Genomic DNA, 10,457 nt, shown 5'->3' on the forward strand with positions numbered 1-10,457 from the left:
GTACCGTCCGCCATCGTCATCGCCCCGCCGCCTCAGTCCACCCCGGCCAGCAGTTTCGCCCGGGCGAACACATCGTCCAGCATCTCTGGTGTCAGCCGACCGGTGAAGGTGTTCTGCTGGCTGACGTGGTAGCAACCGAGCAGTTCCGGTCCGGCCGTGCCGGACCAGTGTGCCCCATGCCCGAAGGACGGTCGCGGGCTGGGCGGAAGGACGCCGTACCCGGCACGCAACGCCGGCCACCACGCGGCCCAGGCGAAGGCGCCCAGCGCCACCACCACCCGCAGCGTCGGCCGGATCAGCTCGACCTCACGATGCAGCCAGGGCGCACAGGTGTCCCGCTCGCCCGGGGTGGGCTTGTTGTCCGGTGGGGCGCAGCGTACGGCGGCGAAGATCCTCGTCTCCCGCAGCGCCAGTCCGTCGTCGGCGGTCACACTCGTCGGCTGGTTGGCCAGGCCGGCCCGGTGCAGGGCGGCGAAAAGCACGTCACCGGACCGGTCGCCGGTGAAGATCCGGCCGGTGCGGTTGCCGCCGTGCGCGGCCGGGGCCAGCCCGAGGATGGCGATCCGGGCCGCCGGATCGCCGAAGCCGGGCACCGGCCGTCCCCAGTACTCCTGATCGCGGAAGGCCGCCCGCTTCGTGCGGGCCACCTCCTCCCGCCAGTCGACCAGCCGGGGGCAGGCGAAACAGTCGACAACGCCCGCGTCCAGGTCGGCCAGATCCGTCGCCCGCGCGGCGCGGGCGACGACTTCGACGGGGGTACGCGACTCAGCCAAGCTTGGCCCGGAAGAGTTCCAGAGTGCGCGCCCAGGCGCTGGTGGCGGCCCGCTGGTCGAACTTCTCCGGCCGGTCCTCGTTGAAGAAGGCGTGCGCGGTGCCCGGGTAGTCGTGCAGCTGGCAACTGCCGCCGGAGTTCTCGATGGCCCGGCGTACCGCCTGGACACCCGGGTCGGCAGAGGTGCCGTCCGCCTCGGAGCAGTGCACCAGCGCGTCCTTGCCCGCGTAGTCGGTCCACTCGGCACGCATGCCTTCCCAGGGCAACTGGGGGTAGAAGGCGGCGGTGGCGACGATCCGCTCGGAGAAGTTCGCCGCCCACAGCGCCAGACTGGCCCCGGCGCAGAAGCCGGCGCAGCCCACCTTGCCGGTGACCTCGACCCGGCCGGCGAGGTAGTCGGCGGCGGCGGCGATTTCCCGTGCCGTCTCGTCCATCTGCGGTCCGTTGAGTAGCCGCCGCGGCTCACTCGGCTTCCCGGCCGGCTCGCCGTGCCGAAAATCGGGGGCGAGGGCGACGAAGCCCGCCTCGGCGAAACGGTCCACCACTGACCTGATGTGCGGCACGAGGCCCCACCAGTCCTGAATCACGATCACTGCCGGGCTTGCCGCGCCGGTGGCAGGTATCGCGAGATATCCCTCACCCGTGCCGGCATCACCACGGTAGGTCACCATCTCGCCCATCGGCCCGTCCTCCTAGCGGTCAGTCATCGTTGGCTGGTCGCCCAGTGGTCCTACGTGCGGGTAGCCTGCCACGCGGTGACCTCCGCCGGGAAGATGCCGGAACAGTGGCATTCACCTCCTGTTCGCGCTAGCGCCGATACCTCCCGTTCGCGTTTGCCAGACTCCAGGCGATGCCGTCGAGGATGTCGTGCTCGGAGGCGACCACGGCGGCCATGTCGGCCCGCTCCATGGCGACGCGGAGCACCAATGCGCCGGCACCGATCACGTCCGCGCGGCCGGGATGCATCACCGGGATGGCCAACCGCTGCTCGCGCGTCATGGCCAGCAGGTCGGCGGTCACCTCCGCCACCCGCTCGTACGACACTCGGGCGTGGTGGATGCGGGCTGGGTCGTACCCGGTGAGGCCCTCGGCGATCGCGACGACGGTGGTGACCGACCCGGCGAGCCCGACCAGCGTGGCCGCCTGCCGTCCCGGCACGGCCGTCAGCGCCCGATCCACCGCGACCGCGATGTCGGCCTGGGCGGCGGCGATCTCGTCCAGTCCCGGCGGGTCACCGTGCAGGTGCCGCTCGGTCATCCGTACGCAGCCGATGTCCATGGAGATCGCGGCGTCGACCCCACCGTCCCGGGTGCCGACGACGAACTCGGTCGAGCCGCCACCGATGTCCAGCACCAGGTACGGCGACGGCGCGTCGGCGGGTAGGCCGCGCACCGCTCCGGTGAACGACAGCCGCGCCTCCTCGTCCCCGCTGACCACCTCCGGCGCGACGCCGAGCGTCTGTTCGACCATGGCGCGGAAGTCGGCCGCGTTCTCCGCGTCCCGGCTGGCCGACGTGGCGCACATCCGCACCCGCTCGGCACCCAGCTTCTCGATCTCGGCGGCGTAGTCGGCGAGCGCGACCCGGGTCCGCTCGATCGCCTCCGGAGCGAGCCGGCCGGTGGCGTCCACGCCCTGACCGAGCCGGACGATCTCCATCCGCCGGCTCCGGTCGACAAGCGGTGCGGCCGGTCCCGCCGACGGGTCGGGCAGGTCGGCGACCAGCATCCGGATCGAGTTGGTGCCACAGTCGATGGCCGCCACACGCGTCGTCACGGCGAGAACCCTACCGCCACCGCCGACCCACTCCTCCGACCACCGCATCACGGACTGTAGCCACACCATCGGTGACTCTCCGAAGTCGAGCAGCCGAGGCACCCGCCATACCCATCGCCCCCTTTGCTCTGCTTACCTATACGCAACCCCCTCATGAACAGGGGTTCCTGGAAAGCCCGGTCAGATCCATACCCAGCCATCCATCACCGAAAGTAAACCTGTGCGTATGGGTAAGCAGAGCAAAGGGCGGAGGTGGCACGTGGGCCGGCGGGGAGTCGGACACAGCGAGTGACAGCGCAACCCGGGTGACGGCGCAGAGTGGCCGCGGGCGGGGCGGGGCGGGGCGGGGCGGTCAGAGGCGTAGCAGCATGCGGGTGTTGCCCAGGGTGTTCGGCTTGACCCGTTCCAGGTCGAGGAACTCGGCGACACCCTCGTCGTACGAACGCAGCAGCTGCTCATAGACCGGGTGCGGCACCGGGGCGCCGTCGATCTCGGTGAAGCCGAACGAACCGAAGAACCTGGTCTCGAAGGTCAGCACGAAGATGCGGGCCACCCCCAGCTCCCGTGCCGCGTCGATCAGCTCCGCAACGATCCGGTGCCCGATCCGCTGGCCCCGACAGCGGGGATCGACCGCCACCGTACGGATCTCGGCCAGGTCCTCCCACATGACGTGCAGCGCGCCGCAGCCCACCACCGCACCGTCGGAGACCCGGCTGGCGACCCGGAACTCCTGCACGTCCTCGTACAGGGTGACGGTGGCCTTGCTGAGCAGACGGCGATCGTCGGTGTAGGTGTCGACCAGTCGTCGGATCGCCCGCACATCGGCGGTCCGGGCCCGCCGGACCACGACCTCGCCCTCGCTCACCCGGCCTCCGGGACGTCGACACAGCGTCCGGTCGTCCACCACGGTTCGACCAGGTCGAGCGTCTCGTCGCCGAACGGGTTCACCCCCGGCCCGGCGGCGAGCGCGTGGCCGAGCTGGACGTGCAGGCACTTCACCCGGCCGGGCATCCCGCCGGCCGAGATGCCGGCGATCTCGGGCACCTCGGCGATGGCGTCCCGCCGGGCCAGATAGTCCTCATGGGCCGCGCGGTACCGGGCGGCCAACTCCGGGTCGGTGGCCAGCCGCTCCGCCATCTCCTTCATCAGCCCGGCCGACTCCAACCGGCTGCACGCCGCGGTCGCCCGGGGGCAGGTCAGATAGAACAGCGTCGGGAAGGGAGTGCCGTCGGCCAGCCGGGGAGTCGTCTCCACCACGTCGGGCAGGCCGCACGAGCACCGGTGGGCCACCGCCCGGGTACCGCGGGGCGGGCGTCCGAGCTGCGCGGCCACCGCGGCCAGGTCGGCCTCCGTGGCCGGCTCCCGCTTCGGCGGGGGTACGGAGGCCGCCGCCGGCTCCTGCGGTGGTACGACAGTCACGATGCCATCTCTCGTCGGGTGCTCAGTCTTCGGTCTGGTGGGCGTCCGCAGCTCGCACGCTGGACCAGAGAGTGTCGTACCAGGGGTCGGGGGTGACCGGCGTTGCCGGGCCCTCGGCGGTGCCCGCCTCGCGGGCCGCACCGGCCGGGTCGTCGAGCAGGATCAGCATCTTCTCACCGGGCCGCCGCATGAAGAACCGCTCCCGGGCCTGGGTCTCGATGTACGCCTCGTCCTGCCACTTCTCCGCCTGGGTGGTCAGCTCGGCGATCAGCTTCCGCTGGGCCGCCTGCGCAGCCTCCATCCGCTCGATGTCGGCCTGCTGGTCCAGGTAGACCCGGACCGGATAGGTGTATGCGAGGGCGAGGGCGATCAGCACCGCGAACAGCACTGTGGCCCGGCCGGTGAGACCTCGGGATCGGGGTGCGGACAGCCGCGTCACGGCACCACCGGCAGCCGTGCGCCGGGCGGCGGCGGGGCGCTTGGCGGAGCGTACGCCCTCGGCACCGCGGGCGGCCGACGGCGCCCGGCCGGCGGCGGACCGCGACTCGGCGCGGACACCGCCGTCGCGGGCCGTGCCGGGCCGGCCAGCGCGGGCCGGTCGACGGACCGGACGCTGGCCACCCGGCGTGCGGCGCTGCTGCATCACACCCCTCCCCCGAGGTACGGCATCCGTCAGGCGGAACGGTAACGCGGGAAGGCACCCGCCCCGGCGTACCGCGCCGCGTCGGCCAGTTCCTCCTCGATCCGCAGCAGCTGGTTGTACTTCGCGACGCGGTCCGACCGTGCCGGGGCACCGGTCTTGATCTGGCCGCAGCCGGTGGCCACCGCCAGGTCGGCGATGGTGGTGTCCTCGGTCTCGCCGGAGCGGTGGCTCATCATGCACTTGAAGCCGGCCCGGTGGGCGAGATCCACCGCGTCCAGCGTCTCGGTGAGCGAGCCGATCTGGTTGACCTTGACCAGCACCGCGTTGGCCGCCTGCTCGGCGATGCCCCGGGCGATGCGCTGCGGGTTGGTGACGAACAGGTCGTCGCCGACGATCTGGACCCGGTCACCGATCGCCGCGGTCAGCGTCTGCCAGCCGGTCCAGTCGTCCTCGGCCAGCGGGTCCTCGATGGAGACGATCGGGTACGCGTCGGCCAGCTTGGTGTAGTACTCGCTCATCTCCGCGGCGCTCTTGGCCGCGCCCTCGAAGGTGTAGCTGCCGTCGGCGAAGAACTCGGTGGCGGCGACGTCGAGGGCGAAGACGATGTCGGTGCCGAGCCGGTAGCCGGCCTTCTCCACCGCCTCGGCGATCAGGTCCAGCGCGGCGGCGTTGGTGGGCAGGTTCGGTGCGAAGCCGCCCTCGTCGCCGAGCCCGGTGGACAGGTCCTTCTTCTTCAGCACCGACTTGAGCGCGTGGTACACCTCGGCGCCGGAGCGCAGCGCCTCCCGGAAGCTGGGCGCGCCGATCGGCGCGATCATGAACTCCTGGATGTCGACGTTGCTGTCGGCGTGCGCCCCACCGTTGAGGATGTTCATCATCGGCACCGGCAGCAGGTGCGCGTTCGGCCCGCCCAGGTAGCGGAAGAGGCTCAGGTCGGCGCTGCCGGCCGCGGCCTTGGCCACCGCCAGGGAGACTCCGAGGATCGCGTTGGCGCCCAGCTCGGCCTTGTTGTCGGTGCCGTCGATGTCGAGCATCTTCTGGTCGATCGCCCGCTGCTCGCTGGCTTCGTAGCCGATGAGCTGGTCGACGATGCGGTCCTCGATGTTGGCGACCGCCTTCTCCACTCCCTTGCCCAGGTAGCGGCCCTTGTCACCGTCGCGCAGCTCGATCGCCTCGAAGGCGCCGGTCGAGGCGCCGGAGGGCACCGCCGCCCGGGAGATCGTGCCGTCGTCGAGCCCGACCTCGACCTCGACCGTCGGGTTGCCCCGCGAGTCCAGGATCTCCCGAGCCTCGATTACCTCGATGGTTGCCACTGAGTCGCTCCTCGTTCGTGTGGTCTCGTCCGGTTTGGGCCGCGACGGTGCGGCAGCGGCAGGTGTTGAACGCAGCGTATCGGTCCCCGCTCCCCGGCACGGCGACCGGGCGGGTCAACGACCACGCTCCGGTACCCGACGGGTCGGACATTCCCGGATTCTCATGCCTCAACCGGCAACCGGTTTGCACGAGTGGGACCCGATCGACAAGGCTGGTCGCCATGCCCGCCGCCTCGACCACTCTCCGTACGCTCGCTGTGTCGGTCATCGCGTTGCTCACCGTTACCGGCTGTCAGGCGCTGGACGACGCCGGACGGGCCATGGGTCGATCCGACATCGTCAACGATCTCGCCGCGCGGATGGACCGGGCGCTGGAGCTGACCTACTCGGCGGAGTACCAGCTTCCCGGCGGGCGGAGCGCCTCGTTCGTCCAGTCGCAGGACCCGGCCCGGTCCAGCTACACCTGGCCCGGCGGAAAGTTGACCGTCACCGACGAGGCGACCACCCGGTGCGACACCGACGGCGACCGGACCGTCTGCACGCTTGAGGAACCACCCGCGCCCAACAGCAAGCCCTCGGTCGTGGTCTTCGCCGAGGCCGAGCTACAGGGGCTGGTCACTCCTCCGATGGTGATGGGGCGGCTGACCGCCGCGGCGTTGGATCCGGATGCGGTCATCACCGAGCGCAGCAGCACGGTCGTCGGCCACCACGCGACCTGTGTCGACGTACGCCAGGACGCGGAGAGCTTCACCGCCTGCGTGACCGGGGAGGGTGCGCTGGGCAGCTTCACCGGCCAGGTCGACGGGCAACCTGTCGAGTTGGCGCTGAGCCGCTTCCGCGATCAGGTCGACGGCGGCGCCTTCGACCTGCCGGCAGGCGCCGACGTGGTGGACCGGCGCACCGAGGGCCCCTGAGCCAACACCCCGGCAGCCGGGCGGGGCGCGGCCTACAGGTCGAGCAGGGTACGCAGGTGGCGCGGGGGTGGGCTGCCGTGGGCGAGCATCCGGTCGTGCCAGTCCCGCAGCGACACGTGGGGTGGCCGGGCGGCGGCGATCTCGGCCACCTCGCTGTAGCCGACGAAGTACGTGGACAGCTGCGCCGAGGTCAGCAGCGCGCGGCGCCATTTGCCCGCCGCCTCGCCCTCCTCCTGGAAGCCGCGTCCGGTCAGCAGCGCCATCGCCTCGGCCTCGGGCAGGTCCTCGGCGTGCGTCAGCTGGTCGAGCAACGCGTTGAGGGTCATCCGTAGCTGCATCTTCAGCTGCTGCAACCGCACCGGCAGGCCACCGAAGTCACGGCCGACCATCAGCTCCTCGGCGTAGACCGCCCAGCCCTCGACGAACGGGCCGGAGCGGATCAACGCCCGTACCCGGGTGGTGCCGGCGTAGCGCCGGGCGTGGGCGAGTTGGAGGAAGTGGCCCGGCATCGCCTCGTGCACGGTGAGGTTGCGGATCATGTGGTCGTTGTACTCGCGGTAGAACGACTCCACCCGGCGGGCGGGCCAGTCCACCGGCGTCGGCGCGATGCAGTAGAACGTCGGCACGGCGGCTGTCTCCAGGCCGCCGGGCGCATCGCAGTAGGCCACTGCCACGCCCCGGGCGAACTGTGGCATCACCTGGATGGCGCACGGGTCCTCCGGCACGGTCACCAGGTCGTTGGCCCGGACGAAGTCACTCGTCTCGTCCAGGGTGATCGAAGCCAGGTCCACGATGGTGTGGTCGTCGGGATGTTCGGCGGCGAGCAGGTCGAGGGCTCTGCGTACGGTCTCGTCGTCGGCCGGACCACCGACCAGCTCGACCGCCGCCGCGCGGATCTCGTCGGTGACCCGGTCGAGGTTCGCCCAGGCCCGGCGCTGGATCTCGGCGGCGCCCAACTCGGTGTCGAGCTCGTGCCACAGGCGTGCCTCCCAGCGCCGCCGGCCCAGCCGGGGATCGCGCCCCGGGCCGGCGTCGGCTGCCAGGCCGGCGTGCAGCCAGGCGACGAACTCGTCGAGCGCGGCCAGCGCCGCGGTGGCGGCCGGCTCGATCCGGTCGATCCCGGCAGGCGCCTGCGCGAGCAGCGCGGGTACCTCGTCGCGGATCAGCGCCGCCACACCGGTGAACTGCCCGACCGCCGTCTCGACGTGCACCCGGGGCATGTCACGCAAGGTCGCGCGCGCGGTCGCCAGCGCATCCGGTACGGCGGCGAGGCGGCCGGCGAGGGCGGTCAACCGCACCTCCACCGGCGCGTACGGGCGGGACAGCAGGGCGTGCAGCAGTGGACCGGGGTTGTGCACGAGCGGATCCCACTCGTGCCCTCGGATCTCGGTCAGCTCGAACAGTTCCCGGTCGACCAGGGCGGAGAGCAGGGCGTGGTCGACGCGCTCCTCGATGTCGAGGTCGTCGGGGTCGAATTCGACCAGCGCGCTCGCCGCGTCGACAAGCATCGCCCGGTCTGCCGCGACCGCGTCGGCCGAGAAATCCGGCAGCCGGTCGTCGACCCGATGATCCCCCGCAGTTGCCGCAAGCTCCGGTCGGCTCCCCAGCAACGCCTCGACAACCCGCTCCCCCACCACCTGAAACCGCTCCACCCCCCGACCCTAACCACCCCCACCCAAACCCGCCCGCCAGCGCTCCACCCCCACCCCACCCGGTTGATCATGAGGTTAGCGGCACCGAATCCGACAATTCGCGCCGCCAACCTCATGATCAACTCAGCTGGGTGGGGTGGTTGGGCAGGTGGATTCGGTGGTGCGGATTGTTTGGGCGTGGGACAGGGCGGTGCGGCGTAGGGCGGCCTCGGGGTCGAGGTCGGTCGTGCGGGCCTGGGCGACCAGGGCGAGCAGCTGGGCGCCGAGGGTGGTCTCGGGATCGGGTTGTGCCTCCGGTGACGGCAGGGGCGTCGTGATGCTGACCCGGGCGGCACGCTCCAGGATCTTCGCTGCCAGGGCGAGCGCCGGCTGGCTCAATGCGATGCCGTCGAGGACGGAGTCGCGGGCCTTCTCCGCCTGCTTGATCCGCTCCCAGTTGGCGGTGATCTCCTCCAGGGTGCCGGCCTCGGCACCGGCGAAGACGTGCGGGTTGCGCCGGATCATCTTGTCCACCAGCCCACCGGCCACGTCGTCGATGCTCCAGCGTTCGTCCTCGGGCAACTCCTCGGCCAGCCGGGCGTGCAGCACCACCTGGAGCAGCACGTCGCCCAGCTCCTCGCGCAGCGCGTCGGTGTCCCCGGCGCTGATCGCGTCGTACGCCTCGTAGCTCTCCTCCAGCAGGAACCCGGCCAGGCTGCGGTGGGTCTGCGCCCGCTTCCACGGATCCCCGCCGGGCGAGAGCAACCGGTCGAGCACGGCCACCGCGTCCAGCAGCCGCGCGCCCGGCGGATCCCACGAGCCGTACATCAGCTCCAACTCCGCCAGCCCCGGCTCGCGGGCCAGGCGTAGCCCCAGCTCCCGGGCCAGCGACTCGTCCCCGGCCGGGCCGGCCAGCCAGACCACCGTGTCCTGCGCCGCCGCCGCGTCCAGCAGCGACGGCACCGGCGGCCCGTCGAGCACCCGCACCTCGGCGCCCGCCGACCGCAGCGCCGTGGTCAGCTCGCTCTCCTCGGCGGCCAGCACCGGAGCCGCGCGTACGACGTCCCAGGCGGCTGCCGTCAACAGCCCGGCCGGCAACCGGGGCGAGGTCACCAGCAGGACGATCCGGGGCATGCTCAGCCGTCGGTCGGTACGGCCGGCTCGGGCCGCGGCCTCGGGGTGGAGATGTCGTTGACCGCGTCGGAGGCCGGCTCACCCAGCGGCACGCCCACCGCGACGGCCTGCCCGGTGAAGCTCAGCACCGGGAACACCAGCGGCCGGTACCGGGGGTTGACCGTCACGTCGTACGTCTCGACGGCCTCCCGCAGCGAGTTGCGGTTGGCCAGGGCCTGACGCAGCTGCTCCCCGTCGAGCTGGGTGGCGGCCTGCTCGACGGTCACCTCGGGCGGCACCGCGCCGGCCCGCTTGCCCGCCTCGACCAGGTCAGTCAGCTCCTGCTCGGTGGGGGCCACCGGAGCGCCGATCGGGATGCCGGACAGGCAGGTGTACAGCTCAGCGACCTGCCGCACGTACCCGGTCTCCGGGCTCAGACCGATGCCCTGCGCCACCTGCGCGGGGTCGACCTGGCTCTGCGGCCGGTAACCCTCGTCGGCGGAGATCCGCTCGCAGACCTCGCTGAGCACCAGGGTGCTCACCACCTGGCTACGCCCGGGCAGTTGGGGCTCCTGGCCGGGCAGCTGGGGCTCCTCGCCGGGCGGCACCTCGGCTCCCTCGGTCGGGGTCGGGTTCTTCGCCTGAGCGTCGTCGATGACCTCGGTGACCGCGTCCTCGGTGATCCGGTGGTCACCGACGTACGCGGCGACACCAGGCTCGGAACGGCAACCGGCGAGGGCGACGAGGCCGACCGCCACGCTGGCGACGGCGACAAGACGACGAGCACGCATGCCCGTCACTCTCTCATGCCCCACCCCACCCACCCCTGACAGGTCCCCCGCGCCCGCCCACCCCACCCGACGATCATTAAGCGGTTGT

11 protein-coding genes are annotated in these 10,457 nt (G+C 71.8%); 1 reads left to right on the forward strand and 10 read right to left on the reverse strand.

Annotated features, from left to right (window positions below; all coding sequences use genetic code 11):
• Window positions 1-32: 32 nt before the first annotated feature.
• The 7 genes from KBX50_RS17495 to eno form a co-directional block, all read right to left on the reverse strand.
• Window positions 33-773: a uracil-DNA glycosylase gene (locus KBX50_RS17495; protein WP_210938084.1), complete on the reverse strand. Its 741-nt coding sequence runs from the start codon at window positions 771-773 to the stop codon at window positions 33-35.
• Window positions 766-1,452, reverse strand: coding sequence for a dienelactone hydrolase family protein (locus tag KBX50_RS17500; RefSeq protein ID WP_210938085.1), 687 nt, complete (start codon window positions 1,450-1,452; stop codon window positions 766-768). Before KBX50_RS17500 ends, KBX50_RS17495 begins: the two co-directional genes overlap by 8 nt.
• A 127-nt stretch (window positions 1,453-1,579) precedes the next feature.
• Entirely contained in the window at window positions 1,580-2,533 is a 954-nt protein-coding gene (locus KBX50_RS17505; protein WP_307870992.1) for a Ppx/GppA phosphatase family protein, read from the reverse strand.
• Between the two features lie 364 nt (window positions 2,534-2,897).
• Window positions 2,898-3,410 carry an amino-acid N-acetyltransferase gene (locus tag KBX50_RS17510; RefSeq protein WP_210938086.1) on the reverse strand — a complete coding sequence of 171 codons (513 nt, stop codon included), beginning with the start codon at window positions 3,408-3,410 and terminating at the stop codon, window positions 2,898-2,900.
• Entirely contained in the window at window positions 3,407-3,964 is a 558-nt protein-coding gene (locus KBX50_RS17515) for a DUF501 domain-containing protein (protein WP_210938087.1), read from the reverse strand. The genes KBX50_RS17510 and KBX50_RS17515 overlap by 4 nt, the downstream gene beginning before the upstream one ends.
• A 22-nt stretch (window positions 3,965-3,986) precedes the next feature.
• Window positions 3,987-4,607: a septum formation initiator family protein gene (locus KBX50_RS17520; RefSeq protein WP_093406673.1), complete on the reverse strand. Its 621-nt coding sequence runs from the start codon at window positions 4,605-4,607 to the stop codon at window positions 3,987-3,989.
• Between the two features lie 29 nt (window positions 4,608-4,636).
• Complete coding sequence (eno, locus tag KBX50_RS17525; protein WP_210938088.1) at window positions 4,637-5,920, reverse strand: phosphopyruvate hydratase; 1,284 nt, start codon at window positions 5,918-5,920, stop codon at window positions 4,637-4,639.
• A 221-nt stretch (window positions 5,921-6,141) separates the two neighbouring features.
• On the opposite strand from eno, the gene KBX50_RS17530 reads away from it, so the two are divergent.
• Window positions 6,142-6,834 carry a hypothetical protein gene (locus KBX50_RS17530; RefSeq protein ID WP_210938089.1) on the forward strand — a complete coding sequence of 231 codons (693 nt, stop codon included), beginning with the start codon at window positions 6,142-6,144 and terminating at the stop codon, window positions 6,832-6,834.
• A gap of 32 nt (window positions 6,835-6,866) precedes the next feature.
• On the opposite strand, the gene KBX50_RS17535 is transcribed toward KBX50_RS17530, so the two are convergent.
• The 3 genes from KBX50_RS17535 to KBX50_RS17545 form a co-directional block, all read right to left on the reverse strand.
• Window positions 6,867-8,486: a DUF885 domain-containing protein gene (locus tag KBX50_RS17535; RefSeq protein ID WP_210938090.1), complete on the reverse strand. Its 1,620-nt coding sequence runs from the start codon at window positions 8,484-8,486 to the stop codon at window positions 6,867-6,869.
• 123 nt (window positions 8,487-8,609) lie between these two features.
• Complete coding sequence (locus KBX50_RS17540; protein WP_210938091.1) at window positions 8,610-9,599, reverse strand: nucleoside triphosphate pyrophosphohydrolase; 990 nt, start codon at window positions 9,597-9,599, stop codon at window positions 8,610-8,612.
• Window positions 9,600-9,601: 2 nt separating this feature from the next.
• Entirely contained in the window at window positions 9,602-10,369 is a 768-nt protein-coding gene (locus KBX50_RS17545; RefSeq protein WP_210938093.1) for a hypothetical protein, read from the reverse strand.
• Window positions 10,370-10,457 lie beyond the last annotated feature (88 nt).

This window comes from Micromonospora sp. C51, assembly GCF_018070435.1.
Taxonomy (GTDB): Bacteria; Actinomycetota; Actinomycetes; order Mycobacteriales; family Micromonosporaceae; genus Micromonospora; species Micromonospora sediminimaris.

What these genes read in the sequence shown, in the direction of transcription:
- KBX50_RS17545 (WP_210938093.1), bottom strand. Translation starts at nt 10,369, where the DNA reads ATGCGTGCTCGTCGTCTTGTCGCCGTCGCCAGCGTGGCGGTCGGCCTC.
- KBX50_RS17540 (WP_210938091.1), bottom strand. Translation starts at nt 9,599, where the DNA reads ATGCCCCGGATCGTCCTGCTGGTGACCTCGCCCCGGTTGCCGGCCGGG.
- KBX50_RS17530 (WP_210938089.1), top strand. Translation starts at nt 6,142, where the DNA reads ATGCCCGCCGCCTCGACCACTCTCCGTACGCTCGCTGTGTCGGTCATC.
- KBX50_RS17500 (WP_210938085.1), bottom strand. Translation starts at nt 1,452, where the DNA reads ATGGGCGAGATGGTGACCTACCGTGGTGATGCCGGCACGGGTGAGGGA.
- KBX50_RS17520 (WP_093406673.1), bottom strand. Translation starts at nt 4,607, where the DNA reads ATGCAGCAGCGCCGCACGCCGGGTGGCCAGCGTCCGGTCCGTCGACCG.